This window comes from Pseudomonas sp. TH34 (genome assembly GCF_016650865.1).
GTDB lineage: Bacteria > Pseudomonadota > Gammaproteobacteria > Pseudomonadales > Pseudomonadaceae > Aquipseudomonas > Aquipseudomonas yamanorum.
In genome coordinates, this window is the sequence record NZ_JAEKFB010000010.1 from 190,805 (window position 1) to 206,423 (window position 15,619).

A 15,619-nucleotide genomic window follows, 5' to 3' on the forward strand; every position below is an offset into this window, starting at 1 on the left:
AATCCTACAGGCATGTCAGCATCTGACATGTTCGCGGTACATTTCTGAGTGAATTTTCTGTAGTACATAGTTCCTGAACACAAGAAAAAAACCCACTTTCAACAATGCACCACTTATCGAGCGAAATTAATAAACATTGCCCCCGTAAAAACATAAACACTCCATACCACCGCCTTAGACACAGGGCTGTTGTTGAACTGAACAATAAACACCGCATCGCCCCTAAGGATTCCAGGTGTATTCTCAGCCAAAAAAAATGACCCCTAACGGGGCCATTTTTCATTGCAACTTAAAACACTCAGAACAACTTGCGACCTTTGTTGGCCGCAATGCGCATGCGCAATGCGTTGAGCTTGATGAAGCCTGCCGCGTCTGCCTGGTTGTAGGCGCCGCCATCTTCTTCGAAGGTGGCGATATTGGCATCGAACAGCGACTCGTCGGACTTGCGACCGGTCACGATCACGTTGCCCTTGTACAGTTTCAGGCGCACAACGCCGTTCACGTGGACCTGGGAAGCGTCGATCATCTGTTGCAGCATCAGACGCTCCGGGCTCCACCAGTAGCCGGTGTAGATCAGGCTGGCGTACTTGGGCATCAGCTCGTCTTTGAGGTGAGCCACTTCACGGTCCAGGGTGATGGACTCGATGGCGCGGTGAGCGCGCAGCATGATGGTGCCGCCCGGGGTCTCGTAGCAACCACGGGACTTCATGCCCACGTAACGGTTCTCGACGATGTCGAGGCGGCCGATACCGTGTTCGCCACCGATACGGTTCAGGGTCGCCAAGACGGTGGCCGGGGTCATTTCGACGCCGTCCAGCGCGACGATGTCGCCGTTGCGGTAGGTCAGTTCCAGGTACTGGGCCTTGTCAGGAGCGTTCTCCGGGGAGACGGTCCACTTCCACATGTCTTCTTCGTGCTCGGTCCAGGTGTCTTCCAGCACGCCGCCTTCATAGGAGATGTGCAGCAAGTTGGCATCCATCGAGTACGGGGACTTCTTCTTGCCGTGACGCTCGATCGGGATAGCGTGCTTTTCAGCGTAGTCCATCAGCTTTTCACGGGACAGCAGGTCCCATTCACGCCACGGAGCAATGACTTTTACGCCTGGCTTCAAGGCATAGGCGCCCAGCTCGAAACGCACTTGGTCGTTGCCCTTGCCGGTGGCGCCATGGGAAATGGCGTCAGCGCCGGTTTCGTTGGCGATTTCGATCAAGCGCTTGGCGATCAGCGGACGTGCGATGGAAGTACCCAGCAGGTACTCACCTTCGTAGACGGTGTTGGCGCGAAACATCGGGAAAACGAAATCGCGGACGAACTCTTCGCGCAGGTCGTCAATGTAGATCTCTTTCACGCCCATGGCTTGCGCCTTGGCACGTGCAGGTTCGACCTCTTCGCCCTGACCTAGGTCAGCGGTGAAGGTCACCACTTCACAGTTATAAGTATCCTGCAGCCACTTGAGGATCACCGAAGTGTCCAGGCCGCCGGAATACGCGAGAACGACCTTGTTTACGTCGGCCATGCCATCACTCCACGGGGTTGTACGGAAAGGCGTCGATTCTACCGACCAAAACCGTGAAATTACAGAGGCGCGACAGCAAATGAAGATAAAGCGACAGATTATGTCGAGCGAGCGACGAAACGCCGCACCTTATGAGGTGGCGGCAGCGTTACCTGGCGCTTTGGCTTGGGGCGCCGGTTTCTCGGGGGCTGCCACCCGTTCAAGTTGAATATTCACCCGACGGTTTTTCGCCCGGTTGGCCGGGCTGGTGTTCGGCGCCAACGGGTAGCTTTCACCATGAAACCGCAGGGTGATCTGCGATTCATCGATGCCATTGGCCTTGAAGTAGTCCATCACCGCCAAGGCACGGCGCCGGGAGACATCACGATTGGTCAGGCGATTGCCGCTGTTGTCAGAGTGGCCGTTCAACTCGATGTGGTTAACCGTCGGGTCGGCTTTCATGAACTCGAGAATCACCGAGAGCTTTTTCTTGGCCGCCGCGTCCAGTTCGATTCCGCCCCCCGGGAAGCCCACCTCGGTCTGTTTGACCTGCTCGAAATTCATCGGCAGCAGTTTGGTGGTGCACAGCTGATAGTCGTTGTAGGCCTTGTTGAATTTCACCGGCAACAGGCGAATCTCGGAATACCCGCCATCACGCCCATAGTGCCGCACCGTCGGGCTACGACCTTCGAGCAAGCCGGTGAACAAGCGCCCGGCCTGAGCCTGGGAGCTGTTAAACAGCACATCACCATTGCCGACGCGCACCGCGCCGAGATTGATATCACCACGCCCCGGCTGCCACGGCGCAGCGGCCGCCAGCAGGGTTGCGGAACCGGCACCCAACGAACCGTTAAAGGCTTTCAGGCGAAACGTCGCCTGCTCGCCCGCACGGCGCACGAACTCGCCCGAGCCGAAATTGGTGATCGGTTGGCTCAAGCGGCACTCGAACTTATCGCCCTCCACTTTCCACTCAATATTCTCCAGACGTGTCTGGAACGTGAGGGCCATCGCGGGCAGGCTGGCGAACACACTGAGCAGGGCTAGATAATGCTGGCGCACGGGAGGCTCCACTGGTTTCTACAACACATCAAGGCGTCATACATCGTTAAGGCATACCCAGGGATATCGGTCGTATCCTGCAAAACTTGATAGCGAGTGCCTGCAAGAGTCTTTTCCGGTAGCATTCCCACCAGATTGACCCGCCTGGAATCCCCAATGTCCGACCGCCTGACCCTGCTGCGTCCCGACGACTGGCATATTCATCTTCGCGATGGTGCTGCGTTGCCCCAAACCGTGGCCGATGTAGCGCGCACGTTTGGCCGCGCCATCATCATGCCTAACCTGGTACCTCCGGTGCGTAACGCCGCGGAAGCCGATGCCTATCGCCAGCGCATCCTTGCTGCACGACCGGCCGGTAGCCGCTTCGAGCCGTTGATGGTGCTGTACCTGACCGACCGCACCCAGCCCGAAGAAATTCGCCAGGCTAAAGCCAGTGGTTTCGTGTACGCCGCCAAGCTGTACCCGGCCGGGGCGACCACCAACTCCGATTCCGGCGTCACCAGTATCGACAAGATCCTGCCGGCCATCGAAGCCATGGCGGAAGTGGGCATGCCGTTGCTGATCCACGGTGAAGTCACCCGTGGCGATGTCGATGTATTCGATCGTGAAAAGATCTTCATCGACGAGCACATGCGTCGTGTGGTCGAGCTGTTCCCGACCCTGAAGGTCGTGTTCGAACACATCACCACCGCCGATGCCGTGCAGTTCGTCACCGAGGCCTCAGCCAACGTCGGCGCGACCATCACCGCGCATCACCTGTTGTACAACCGCAACCACATGCTGGTGGGCGGGATTCGGCCGCACTTCTATTGCCTGCCGATTCTCAAGCGCAACACTCACCAGGTGGCGCTGCTCGATGCCGCCACCAGTGGCAACGAGAAGTTTTTCCTCGGCACAGACTCTGCACCGCACGCCCAACACGCCAAGGAAGCCGCGTGTGGTTGTGCCGGTTGCTACACCGCGTATGCGGCGATCGAGTTGTATGCCGAAGCGTTCGAACAACGTAACGCCCTGGACAAGCTTGAAGGGTTCGCCAGCCTCAACGGCCCGCGTTTCTATGGCCTGCCGGCGAATACCGACCGCATTACCCTGGTCCGTGAAGACTGGACCGCCCCCACCAGCCTGCCGTTTGGCGAGCTGACCGTTATCCCGCTGCGCGCCGGTGAAACACTGCGCTGGCGCCTGCTGGAGGAACACCCGTGAGTGAAGACCATTACGACGACGACCAGGAACACGGCGGCGGTGGTGGCGGTTCCCGTCACCCGATGGCCGAGCGTTTCCGTGGCTACCTGCCGGTTGTCATCGACGTAGAAACCGGCGGTTTCAATTGCGCCACTGACGCATTGCTGGAAATCGCCGCTACGACTATCGGCATGGACGAACAGGGTTTCGTGTTCCCGGAACACACCCACTTCTTCCGCGTCGAGCCGTTCGAAGGCGCCAACATCGAAGCGGCCGCCCTGGAGTTCACCGGGATCAAGCTCGATCACCCGTTGCGCATGGCAGTCAGTGAAGAAGCAGCGCTGACTGACATCTTCCGTGGTGTGCGCAAGGCCTTGAAGGCCAATGGCTGCAAACGCGCAATCCTGGTGGGTCACAACAGCAGCTTCGACCTGGGCTTCCTCAACGCCGCTGTGGCGCGCCTGGACATGAAGCGCAACCCGTTTCACCCGTTCTCCAGCTTCGACACCGCGACCCTTGCTGGCTTGGCCTATGGCCAGACCGTGCTGGCAAAAGCCTGCCAGGCGGCCGGTATCGACTTCGACGGTCGTGAGGCCCACTCGGCCCGCTACGACACCGAGAAGACCGCCGAGCTGTTCTGCGGCATCGTCAACCGCTGGAAACAGATGGGCGGCTGGGAAGACTTCGGCGACTGAAGCCGAATCCCGCGCATAAAAAACCGGCCTTCTCAGGCCGGTTTTTTTATGCGCGAATCTGGCTTACAGCTTGCCAGCGTTCTCGGTCAGGTACGCCGCAACGCCTTCTGGCGAAGCGTTCATGCCTTTGTCGCCTTTTTCCAGTTGGCAGGGCAAACTTCGCCGTGCTCTTCGTGGAATTGCAGAGCGTCGACCAGACGGATCAGCTCTTCCATGTTACGGCCCAGCGGCAGGTCGTTGATGATCTGCGAGCGCACAACGCCCTTGTCGTCGATCAGGAACGCGCCACGGAAAGCCACGCCGCCTTCGGACTCAACGTCGTAGGCCTTGGCAATGTCGTGCTTCATGTCGGCAGCCATGGTGTATTTGACTTTGCCGATGCCGCCATCATTGATGGCAGTGTTGCGCCAGGCGTTGTGGGTGAAATGGGAGTCGATGGAAACGGCTACCACTTCAACGTTACGCGCCTTGAAATCGTCCATGCGGTGATCCAGAGCGATCAGCTCCGATGGGCAGACGAAGGTGAAGTCCAGCGGGTAGAAGAACACCAGGCCGTATTTGCCTTTGATGGCTTCAGACAGTTTGAAGCTGTCTACGATTTCGCCATTGCCGAGGACGGCTGGGACGTCGAAATCCGGGGCTTGTTTGCCGACGAGTACGCTCATTGGGTATCTCCTGATGGTGGTGACTTGAAGTAAAAGGATCCCTTCCAGTGTGCCGTGGGTAAACGACAGCCCTGTGACGGGATCACGCTTCGTGAAGACCGGCCATCATACACGGCTCAGGAAAAAACCGTTCGTCAGAGGGCGATCAATCTGTTTCAAACGAGCAAGAAACTACTTTGACAATCATTCTCGTTAACATTAAGATCCGTCGCACTTAAGCCTTAAACCGCGATGGTTCTCCCTTATGTATGTCTGCCTCTGCACTGGCGTCACCGACGGACAAATCCGCGAAGCAATCTATGAAGGTTGCTGCAGCTACAAGGAAGTACGTGAAACCACCGGCGTTGCCAGCCAATGCGGCAAATGCGCCTGCCTCGCCAAGCAGGTGGTACGGGAAACCCTGACGCAGCTGCAAACTGCACAGGCGGCGATCCCCTACTCAGCAGAATTTACACACGCCTGAAGGGTGTGTTTTAAAGAACCGGACTTAGTGTCCGGTTTTTTTATGCCCGGAATTCAAACAGTTAGCGCCAAGACGCGGAACACAAACATTCTTATTCCGATTAATTTTCATTTATTATTCAATAACTTAGGTTTGACAGTAGTAAATGCGCAGCTCAAACTCCGCCTTATATACAGCTAATACAGGGCAGGACCCCAATCATGAAAGGCGACATTACAGTCATCCAGCAACTCAACAAAATCCTTGCCAATGAACTGGTCGCGATCAATCAGTACTTCCTGCATGCACGCATGTATGACGATTGGGGCCTGGAAAAGCTGGGCAAGCGTGAATACAAAGAATCCATCAAGGCCATGAAGGACGCCGATGCGCTGATCAAGCGCATCCTGTTCCTGGAAGGCCTGCCGAACGTGCAGGACCTGGGCAAGCTGAACATCGGCGAGCACACCCAGGAAATGATCAACTGCGACCTGAACTTCGAACGCAAGAGCCACACCGACCTCAAGGCCGCCATTGCTCATTGCGAAATCAAGAGTGATTTCGGTAGCCGCGAGTTGCTGGAAGATATCCTTGAAGACCAGGAAGAACACATCGACTGGCTGGAAACCCAGATCGGCCTGATCGACAAAGTGACTATCGAGAATTACCTGCAATCGCAGATGGGTGAATAACCCTTTAATTCCCGGCCACTAAAAAGCCCCGCTCTCTTTCGAGAAGCGGGGCTTTTTATTGCCGCAGCCTGGAAAAAATCAGGCTTCGGTTTTCGCCGCAGCTTTGGCCGCTGCGTCTTTGATCAGTGCCTGCAACGAACCATCAGCCGCCATTTCGGTAATGATGTCGCTACCGCCGACCAGCTCACCGGCAACCCACAGCTGTGGGAAAGTTGGCCAGTTGGCGTACTTCGGCAGGTTGGCGCGGATTTCCGGGTTCTGCAGGATATCCACGTAGGCGAACTTCTCGCCACATTGCATGATTGCCTGGGAAGCCTTTGCGGAGAAGCCACACTGAGGCGCGTTAGGTGCGCCCTTCATGTAAAGCAGAATAGTGTTGTTGGCAATCTGCTCTTTGATCGTTTCGATGATATCCATGGAACACCTCGGCTGGAACTTTCCGACTCATGGGTCGGCACGGTGGCGCATTGTAACGCAAAGCCTAGCGTGACGCTCGGACTCCCCGACAGACAATCCTTACGCCGCCTCGACCTGCACCGGCACGCCGTTCAACGCCGCATTGCCCGACAGCTCATCCAATTGCCGCTCATCCGTCAGGTCATTCGCACTCGCTCCCGGCTGCCCACTGGCGATGGTCATCTGCACGCCCGGACGGCCATGGCCCCAGCCGTGGGGCAGGCTGACCACGCCGGGCATCATGTCGAGACAGGCCAATACCTCGACTTCGATCATGCCGATCCGAGAACTGACCCGCACCCGTTGCCCGTCACTCAACTTGCGATGGGCCAGGTCATCGGGATGCATCAGCAACTGGTGACGGGGCTTGCCCTTCACCAACCGATGGTAGTTATGCATCCACGAGTTGTTGCTGCGCACATGGCGACGGCCGATCAGCAACAATTCATTCAGCCCAGGCACTGGTTGTGCGGCAAAGCGCGCCAAGTCTGCGAGGATCACCGGCGGCGCAGCCTGCAAATGGCCGTTGGCGGTTTTCATGCGCCCTGCCAGGTTGGGCTTCAGCGGCCCAAGGTCTAGACCGTGGGGATAATCAGCCAGCGCGGCAATAGACAAGGTATCGCCATAAGGTCCGGCGCGCAGCCCAAAATCGATCATCTGCGCCGGTGGCATGGTCGGTTTGAGCGTATTACCCGTCTTCGCGGCAAACGCCTGGGCCAGGCCGACGAAGATTTCCCAGTCATGCAATGCGCCGTCAGGCTTTGGCAGGATGGCGCGATTGAAGCGGGTGACGTTGCGCACCGCGAACATATTGAAGGTGGTGTCGTAGTGATCGTTTTCCAGTGCCGAGGTAGACGGCAGGATCAGGTCGGCATAGCGCGTGGTTTCGTTGATATACAGGTCGATACTGACCATGAACTCCAGGCCATCCAACGCCTGCTCCAACTGCCGGCCGTTAGGCGTGGAGAGCACCGGATTCCCTGCCACCGTCACCAGCGCACGGATTTGTCCTTCGCCCTCGGTGAGCATTTCTTCGGCCAGTGCCGACACCGGCAGCTCGCCACCGTACTCCGGTCGCCCGGAAACCCGGCTTTGCCAGCGATTGAAGTGCCCGCCGGAGGTGGAAGCCACCAGGTCGACTGCCGGCGTGGTGCACAAGGCGCCGCCCTTCCGATCCAGATTGCCCGTCACCAGGTTGATCAACTGCACCAGCCAATGACACAGCGTGCCAAACGCCTGGGTCGACACGCCCATGCGGCCATAACACACCGCTGTGTCGGCCGCCGCGAAGTCCCGCGCCAACTGGCGGATCTGCTCGGCGGGCACCGCGCATTGACGACTCATCGCTTCGGCGGTGAATCCGGCCACGGCCTGGCGCACTTCATCCAGGCCATCGACCGGCAGATGACTGTCACGGATCAGGTTCTCGGCAAACAGCGTATTAAGCAAACCGAACAATAACGCCGCATCGCCGCCCGGGCGCACAAACAGATGTTGGTCGGCAATCGCCGCCGTCTCGCTGCGCCGCGGATCAACCACCACGACTTTGCCGCCCCTGGCCTGGATGGCCTTCAGGCGCTTTTCAACATCCGGCACGGTCATGATGCTGCCGTTGGACGCCAGCGGGTTGCCGCCGAGGATCAGCATGAAGTCGGTATGGTCGATGTCCGGGATCGGCAGCAACAGGCCGTGGCCGTACATCAGGTGACTGGTCAGGTGGTGGGGCAACTGATCCACCGACGTTGCGGAAAAGCGGTTGCGGGTCTTGAGCTGGCCCAGGAAGTAATTGCTGTGGGTCATCAGGCCATAATTGTGCACGCTCGGATTGCCCTGATACACCGCCACCGCATTCTGCCCGTGGCGTGCCTGGATGCCCGCAAGGCGCTCGGCTACAAGCGCAAAGGCGTCGTCCCACGGGATAGGCTGCCATTCGCTGCCCACCCGCAACATGGGCTGGTGCAGACGGTCCGGGTCGTTCTGGATGTCCTGCAGGGCCACGGCCTTGGGGCAGATATGGCCACGGCTGAACGTGTCCAGCGGGTCGCCCTTGATCGAAGTGATCGCCAGGCTCCCGTCTTCACCCTGGGTAGTTTCCAGTGTCAGGCCGCAGATGGCTTCGCACAGATGGCAGGCACGGTGGTGGAGAGTCTTGGTCATGGCCAGTCTCTTTATTGTGGGCTGAGCGCTTCGGACGAAAACTATGGCCCGCCGCCGGCAGCAGCGCCAGCAACGTTCGTCGTGTGAATCCAACGGCATCAGGCCAGGCCATGAGGAAACATCATGAAATGTTTCAGCGCCCTCCGACAGCCCTCTGAAACCGACGCGCCCCGGCCTGCGCACGCCTTCTCGCATTGCAATGTGGCGCAGCGCCAGTGTACAAATGACCCGCTGCTGTCAGGAAACAGGCTTCAAAAGCGCCCTCCCCGCGTCCTTGAACTCCCCTAAAAACTGTAGCCCTATTGGTAAGACGCGACATTTAATTATAAGATCGCGCCTTCCCCTATTTCGTCGCCCCGTGCGGCTTTCGCCGCAGGTCTCGCCCGTTTTCAAAATAAACAAGGCTTTGAGTATCTGCGGTCTGTTGCAAAAAGGTAGTTAATGATGAGCGCAAGGCACTTTCTCTCCCTGATGGATTGCACGCCCGAAGAGCTGGTCAGCGTGCTCCGTCGAGGCATTGAGCTTAAAGACCTGCGTAACCGCGGCGTACTGTTCGAGCCTTTGAAAAACCGCGTGCTCGGGATGATTTTCGAGAAGTCGTCTACCCGCACCCGTGTGTCTTTCGAAGCCGGCATGATTCAGCTCGGCGGCCAGGCTATCTTCCTGTCACCTCGTGATACCCAACTGGGCCGTGGCGAACCGATCAGCGACTGCGCGATCGTGATGTCGAGCATGCTGGATGCAGTGATGATCCGTACCTTCGCCCACAGCACCCTGACCGAATTTGCCGCCAACTCCCGTGTGCCCGTGATCAACGGCCTGTCCGATGACCTGCACCCGTGCCAGTTGCTGGCCGACATGCAAACCTTCCTCGAACAGCGCGGTTCGATCCAGGGCAAGACCGTGGCCTGGATCGGCGACGGCAACAATATGTGCAACAGCTATATAGAAGCAGCGATCCAGTTCGACTTCCAATTGCGCGTTGCCTGCCCTGAAGGCTATGAGCCGGACGCAAAATTCCTGGCCCAGGCCGGCGACCGCGTGACCATCGTTCGCGACCCGCGTGAGGCTGTTATCGGCGCGCACCTGGTAAGCACTGACGTGTGGACCTCCATGGGCCAGGAAGAGGAAACCGCCAAGCGCCTCAAGCTGTTCGCACCGTTCCAGGTCAACCGCGCCCTGCTCGACCTGGCCGCACCGGACGTGCTGTTCATGCACTGCCTACCAGCCCACCGTGGCGAGGAAATCAGCCTCGACCTGCTGGACGACCAACGTTCGGTGGCCTGGGCCCAGGCAGAAAACCGCCTGCACGCACAAAAAGCGCTGCTGGAGTTTTTGGTTGCGCCGGCGTACCGCCCTGCATGAGCCAGCCTTTACTGCTGAACCTACGCAATCTGGCATGCGGTTATCAGGACCAACGGGTGGTGCAGAACCTTAACCTGCACCTCAACGCCGGGGACATCGGTTGCTTGCTGGGCTCCTCGGGTTGCGGCAAGACCACCACCCTGCGAGCGATTGCCGGCTTTGAGCCGGTACACGAAGGTGAGATCAGCCTGGCGGGCGAAGTCATCTCCAGCGCCGGTTTCACACTGGCCCCGGAGAAACGTCGGATCGGCATGGTGTTCCAGGACTACGCGCTGTTTCCACACCTCAGCGTGGCCGACAACATCGCCTTCGGCATTCGCAAGCACCCGCAAAAAGAGCGGGTGGTCGCCGAATTGCTGGAGCTGGTGAACCTGAAGAACCTCGGCAAGCGCTTCCCCCATGAGCTTTCCGGCGGCCAGCAACAGCGCGTCGCCCTGGCCCGCGCCTTGGCGCCGGAACCCCAGCTGCTGCTGTTGGACGAACCCTTCTCAAACCTCGATGGCGAACTGCGGCGCAAGCTCAGCCATGAGGTGCGCGACATCCTCAAGGCCCGGGGCACTAGTGCAATTCTCGTGACCCACGACCAGGAAGAAGCCTTCGCGGTGAGTGACCATGTCGGCGTGTTCAAGGAAGGTCGCCTGGAGCAGTGGGATACGCCCTACAACCTGTACCACGAACCGCTGACACCCTTTGTCGCCAGCTTTATTGGCCAGGGTTACTTCATTCGCGGGCAGTTGAACACGCCGGAATCGGTCACCACCGAACTGGGCGAGTTGCGCGGCAATCGTGCCTACACCTGGCCCACCGGCGGCGCGGTGGATGTGTTGTTGCGCCCGGACGACATTGTTTATGCTCCGGACAGCGCCTTGAAAGCGCGGATTGTCGGCAAGACGTTCCTCGGGGCATCGACCCTGTATCGCTTGCAGCTGCCTACCGGTGCGCAGCTGGAATCGATCTTCCCCAGCCACGCCGATCACTTGGTCGGTGCCGATGTGGGCATTCGCGTGGCAGCCGAACACCTGGTGTTGTTCCAGGCCTCAGGCAGCACAGCGGCGCACATTCCCCACGTAGAGTCAGGCGTTCGCCGCTACAGCACCGCCACCTGACCTCAGCGCATCACACCCGGCCAATTTCCGCGAACTTGGCCTGGGTGTGCTCGGCCAGCACCGCTGCTGCCAACTCCACCTCAAGCCCCCTTCTTCCCGCACTGATAAAAATTGTCGGAAACGACTGCGCCGTCACATCGACAAAGGTGCGCAGGCGTTTCTTCTGCCCTAGCGGGCTGATGCCACCCAGCAAGTAACCGGTGGCCCGTTGCGCCGCAGCCGGGTCCGCCATCTCGACCTTTTTCACCCCCGCCGCCTGCGCCAACGCTTTTAAATCCAAACTTCCGACGACCGGCACAACGGCCACCAGCAGTTCAGATTTTTCACTGCTGGCCAGCAAGGTCTTGAACACCTGCGCGGGATCAAGCCCCAACTTTTCCGCGGCCTCCAGACCATAAGAGGCTGCCTTGGGGTCATGTTCGTAACTGTGGATTCGATGTTCGGCACGAACTTTTTTCAACAGGTCCAATGCGGGCGTCATGAGGGCTCCAGGCTTGGCTAAACGGTGAAAAAACAGACGGCCAATTCTAGGCCAACAGAAGGTAAAAGGCTCTAGTCCGAAGCCCTCTGCCACGAGCCCGCGCGCTCCTTTGCTGCAACTCCCCGCGCCCACGGCGCGATCATTCACCACACCAATAATTACAAAATGACCGATCGTTCACTTTCGACCTTTGACAGCCGTCATTCTTGTCTATATTTTTTCGTTTACGAATACTGTAGGAATACACCTACGGATTCACAGCAGTAAGCCGCGAAGAGGATGGGGATCCTCGCCACGGTGAAAATCGCAGCTTGCCCGTTGCGGCAAAACGCCAGACAACAACAAAAACAGAGGTTTTCCATGACAACTGCTCTTCAACAGCCTTCACTCTCAAGTCAATGCATGGCCGAATTCCTGGGCACTGCGTTGCTGATCTTCTTCGGTACCGGATGTGTTGCTGCGCTCAAGGTCGCGGGCGCCAGCTTTGGCTTGTGGGAAATCAGTATCATCTGGGGGATCGGCGTCAGCATGGCGATCTACCTGAGCGCCGGTATTTCCGGGGCGCACCTCAATCCCGCCGTCAGTATCGCCCTGTGCATTTTTGCCGATTTCGAAAAGCGCAAACTGCCGTTCTACATCATCGCTCAGGTCGCCGGCGCCTTCTGCTCGGCAGCGTTGGTTTACACGCTCTACAGCAACCTGTTTTTCGATTACGAACAAACCCACCACATGATTCGCGGCACCCAGGCCAGCCTGGAATTGGCCTCAGTGTTCTCCACCTATCCGCATCCGCTGCTGGGCACGGCCCAGGCGTTCCTGGTGGAAATGGTCATTACCGCGATCCTGATGGGCGTGATCATGGCCCTGACCGACGACAACAACGGCCTGCCCCGTGGCCCGTTGGCACCGCTGCTGATTGGTTTGCTGATCGCCGTGATCGGCAGTGCCATGGGCCCGCTGACCGGCTTTGCGATGAACCCGGCCCGTGACTTCGGGCCCAAGCTGATGACCTTTTTCGCCGGTTGGGGTGAAATGGCCTTCACCGGTGGGCGCGACATTCCTTATTTCCTGATTCCGATCTTTGCACCGATTGTCGGTGCCTGCCTCGGTGCTGCCGCGTATCGCGGGCTGATTGCCCGTCACCTGCCCAGCGGCGCACCTGCTACAACTGATGCAACCGAAGCGGCCGCCAGCGGCAAAACCCGTACTTCCTGATGCGATAGCCTGGGCAGTACTGCCCCTTTGCGGCCCAGGCTGTTTACTGACTCCCCTATTCTCCGTCCAAGGCAATCGACATGACCGACATTCAGAATAAGAACTACATCATTGCCCTCGATCAGGGCACCACCAGTTCCCGGGCGATCATCTTTGATCGTGACGCCAACGTGGTCTGCACCGCCCAGCGTGAATTCACCCAGCATTACCCGCAAGCCGGCTGGGTCGAACATGACCCGATGGAAATTTTCGCCACCCAGAGTGCGGTGATGGTCGAGGCCCTGGCACAAGCCGGCCTGCACCATGACCAGGTCGCGGCCATCGGTATCACCAACCAGCGTGAAACTACCGTGGTCTGGGACAAAATCACCGGCCGCCCGATCTACAACGCGATCGTCTGGCAATGCCGCCGCAGCACCGAGATCTGCCAGCAGCTCAAGCGCGACGGCCATGAGCAATACATCAATGACACCACTGGCCTGGTCACCGACCCGTACTTCTCCGGCACCAAGCTCAAGTGGATCCTCGACAACGTCGAAGGCAGCCGCGAACGTGCGCGTAACGGCGAGCTGCTGTTCGGCACCATCGACAGCTGGCTGATCTGGAAATTTACCGGCGGCAAAACCCACGTCACCGACTACACCAACGCCTCGCGCACCATGCTCTTCAACATCCACACCCTCGAGTGGGATTCGAAGATGCTGGAGATTCTCGACGTGCCGCGCGAAATGCTGCCGGAAGTGAAGTCCTCCTCGGAAATCTACGGCCGCACCAAAAGCGGCATCGCCATCGGCGGTATCGCCGGTGACCAGCAGGCGGCGCTGTTCGGCCAAATGTGCGTAGAACCGGGCCAGGCGAAAAACACCTACGGCACCGGCTGCTTCCTGCTGATGAACACTGGCGACAAGGCCGTGAAATCCAAGCACGGCATGCTCACCACCATCGCTTGCGGCCCCCGTGGCGAAGTGGCCTACGCCCTGGAGGGCGCCGTATTCAACGGCGGTTCCACCGTGCAGTGGCTGCGTGACGAGCTGAAAATCATCGCCGATGCCACCGATACCGAATACTTCGCCGGCAAGGTCAAGGACAGCAACGGCGTGTACCTGGTACCGGCCTTCACCGGCCTGGGCGCGCCCTACTGGGACCCGTATGCCCGTGGCGCGCTGTTCGGCCTGACCCGTGGCGTACGTGTGGATCACATCATCCGTGCCGCTCTGGAGTCGATTGCCTATCAAACCCGCGACGTACTCGACGCGATGCAGCAGGATTCCGGCGAACGCCTCAAATCCCTGCGGGTAGACGGTGGCGCAGTCGCCAACAACTTCCTGATGCAGTTCCAGGCCGACATCCTCGGCACCCAGGTTGAGCGCCCGCAAATGCGCGAAACCACCGCATTGGGCGCCGCCTACCTGGCTGGCCTGGCGTGCGGCTTCTGGGGCAGCCTGGACGAATTGCGTGGCAAGGCCGTGATCGAGCGCCAATTCGAACCGCAACTGGAAGAAGCGGCGAAGGAAAAACTCTACGCCGGCTGGCAGAAAGCGGTCAGCCGCACCCGCGACTGGGAACCCCACGAAGGCGCTGAATAAGCCAAGCGCTGGACCCACATAGGGTTGTAACTGGCAGGGAGCAGATTCCTGCGTCATCATGGGCCACTTTTTACGGCAGCCCAAAGGACGCACCATGAATCTGCCTCCCCGCCAGCAACAAATCCTCGAACTGGTTCGCGAACGCGGCTATGTGAGTATCGAGGAAATGGCGCAGCTCTTTGTTGTCACCCCGCAAACCATCCGCCGCGATATCAATCAACTGGCGGAAGCCAATCTGTTGCGCCGCTACCACGGCGGCGCAGCCTATGACTCCAGCGTTGAAAACACCGCATACGCCATGCGGGCCGACCAGATGCGCGACGAGAAACAGCGCATCGGCGAAGCCATCGCCGCGCAAATCCCCGATCACGCCTCGCTGTTCATCAACATCGGTACCACCACCGAATCGATTGCCCGGGCGCTGCTTAACCACAGCCACCTGAAAATCATCACCAATAACCTCAACGTCGCCATGATGCTGAGTGCCAAAGACGACTTCGACGTACTCCTGACCGGCGGCAACGTGCGCCGTGACGGCGGCGTGGTAGGCCAGGCCAGCGTCGACTTTATCAACCAGTTCAAGGTCGATTTTGCCTTGGTGGGCATCAGCGGTATCGATGAAGACGGCAGCCTGTTGGACTTCGATTACCAGGAAGTACGGGTTTCCCAGGCGATCATTGCCAATGCGCGCAAGGTGATCCTGGCGGCGGACTCCAGCAAATTCGGGCGCAACGCCATGATTCGCCTGGGACCCATCAGTTTGATTGATTGTTTAGTCACCGATCAGCAGCCGGTCCCGGCACTGGTGCAGTTGCTGAATCAGCACAAGATTCGGCTGGAAGTGGTGTAAGTCTATACAGGGGGTGTCCTGCCCCCTGATGTTCACAAATTTTCCTTTCTTCGCCCTTCGATCAGTATTTTCAATCGAAGCAGGCTGGCTGTGCCTGCGTTTATAAGCTACCATTTTCGCAAATGAACATTTATGTTCGAATTCCAATACGAAAAAGATTGCGAGGCCAGCCG

At 58.7% G+C, this 15,619-nt stretch carries 14 protein-coding genes and 1 pseudogene; 9 read left to right on the forward strand and 6 right to left on the reverse strand.

Annotated elements, in window-relative coordinates:
• Nucleotides 1–298 precede the first annotated feature (298 nt).
• Both JFU58_RS05780 and JFU58_RS05785 read right to left on the reverse strand, forming a co-directional pair.
• A complete protein-coding gene (locus tag JFU58_RS05780; protein ID WP_003208700.1) occupies nt 299–1,516 on the reverse strand; it encodes an argininosuccinate synthase in 1,218 nt (405 codons plus the stop codon).
• 129 nt (nt 1,517–1,645) lie between these two features.
• On the reverse strand, nt 1,646–2,554 hold the full coding sequence (locus tag JFU58_RS05785) for an OmpA family protein (protein WP_201140051.1): 909 nt from the start codon (nt 2,552–2,554) through the stop codon (nt 1,646–1,648).
• A gap of 156 nt (nt 2,555–2,710) precedes the next feature.
• Between JFU58_RS05785 and pyrC the strand changes: the two genes are divergently transcribed.
• Together pyrC and rnt are read left to right on the forward strand one after the other, a co-directional pair.
• A complete protein-coding gene (pyrC, locus tag JFU58_RS05790; protein ID WP_093205506.1) occupies nt 2,711–3,757 on the forward strand; it encodes a dihydroorotase in 1,047 nt (348 codons plus the stop codon).
• Entirely contained in the window at nt 3,754–4,431 is a 678-nt protein-coding gene (rnt, locus tag JFU58_RS05795; protein WP_003208704.1) for a ribonuclease T, read from the forward strand. Before pyrC ends, rnt begins: the two co-directional genes overlap by 4 nt.
• A 63-nt stretch (nt 4,432–4,494) precedes the next feature.
• Here rnt and JFU58_RS05800 read toward each other — a convergent pair.
• Nucleotides 4,495–5,096, reverse strand: a pseudogene (locus JFU58_RS05800) (peroxiredoxin C).
• A gap of 244 nt (nt 5,097–5,340) precedes the next feature.
• Between JFU58_RS05800 and JFU58_RS05805 the strand changes: the two are divergent.
• Nucleotides 5,341–5,559 carry a bacterioferritin-associated ferredoxin gene (locus JFU58_RS05805; RefSeq protein ID WP_003208706.1) on the forward strand — a complete coding sequence of 73 codons (219 nt, stop codon included), beginning with the start codon at nt 5,341–5,343 and terminating at the stop codon, nt 5,557–5,559.
• Between the two features lie 200 nt (nt 5,560–5,759).
• The gene (gene bfr, locus JFU58_RS05810) at nt 5,760–6,230 is read left to right on the forward strand and encodes a bacterioferritin (RefSeq protein ID WP_017480123.1); all 471 of its coding nucleotides are present in this window, start codon (nt 5,760–5,762) and stop codon (nt 6,228–6,230) included.
• 78 nt (nt 6,231–6,308) lie between these two features.
• Here the strand turns inward: bfr and grxD are convergent, their stop codons facing one another.
• Both grxD and JFU58_RS05820 read right to left on the reverse strand, forming a co-directional pair.
• A complete protein-coding gene (grxD, locus tag JFU58_RS05815; protein ID WP_003208710.1) occupies nt 6,309–6,647 on the reverse strand; it encodes a Grx4 family monothiol glutaredoxin in 339 nt (112 codons plus the stop codon).
• 99 nt (nt 6,648–6,746) lie between these two features.
• Nucleotides 6,747–8,843 (reverse strand): molybdopterin oxidoreductase family protein, encoded by a 2,097-nt coding sequence (locus tag JFU58_RS05820; protein WP_201140053.1) that lies wholly within the window; start codon nt 8,841–8,843, stop codon nt 6,747–6,749.
• 444 nt (nt 8,844–9,287) lie between these two features.
• Between JFU58_RS05820 and argF the strand changes: the two genes are divergently transcribed.
• Both argF and JFU58_RS05830 read left to right on the forward strand, forming a co-directional pair.
• Entirely contained in the window at nt 9,288–10,208 is a 921-nt protein-coding gene (gene argF, locus JFU58_RS05825; RefSeq protein ID WP_063027432.1) for an ornithine carbamoyltransferase, read from the forward strand.
• Complete coding sequence (locus JFU58_RS05830) at nt 10,205–11,314, forward strand: ABC transporter ATP-binding protein (protein ID WP_063027430.1); 1,110 nt, start codon at nt 10,205–10,207, stop codon at nt 11,312–11,314. The genes argF and JFU58_RS05830 overlap by 4 nt, the downstream gene beginning before the upstream one ends.
• 10 nt (nt 11,315–11,324) lie before the next feature.
• Here the strand turns inward: JFU58_RS05830 and ybaK are convergent, their stop codons facing one another.
• On the reverse strand, nt 11,325–11,795 hold the full coding sequence (gene ybaK / locus JFU58_RS05835) for a Cys-tRNA(Pro) deacylase (RefSeq protein WP_063027428.1): 471 nt from the start codon (nt 11,793–11,795) through the stop codon (nt 11,325–11,327).
• Between the two features lie 360 nt (nt 11,796–12,155).
• On the opposite strand from ybaK, the gene JFU58_RS05840 reads away from it, so the two are divergent.
• The 3 genes from JFU58_RS05840 to JFU58_RS05850 all read left to right on the forward strand — a co-directional run bounded on the left by JFU58_RS05840 (nt 12,156) and on the right by JFU58_RS05850 (nt 15,446).
• Nucleotides 12,156–13,010 carry an MIP/aquaporin family protein gene (locus tag JFU58_RS05840; protein WP_063027426.1) on the forward strand — a complete coding sequence of 285 codons (855 nt, stop codon included), beginning with the start codon at nt 12,156–12,158 and terminating at the stop codon, nt 13,008–13,010.
• An 80-nt stretch (nt 13,011–13,090) separates the two neighbouring features.
• Entirely contained in the window at nt 13,091–14,596 is a 1,506-nt protein-coding gene (gene glpK / locus JFU58_RS05845; protein WP_063027424.1) for a glycerol kinase GlpK, read from the forward strand.
• A 94-nt stretch (nt 14,597–14,690) separates the two neighbouring features.
• The gene (locus JFU58_RS05850) at nt 14,691–15,446 is read left to right on the forward strand and encodes a DeoR/GlpR family transcriptional regulator (RefSeq protein WP_003208723.1); all 756 of its coding nucleotides are present in this window, start codon (nt 14,691–14,693) and stop codon (nt 15,444–15,446) included.
• The last annotated feature ends 173 nt before the right edge of the window (nt 15,447–15,619 follow it).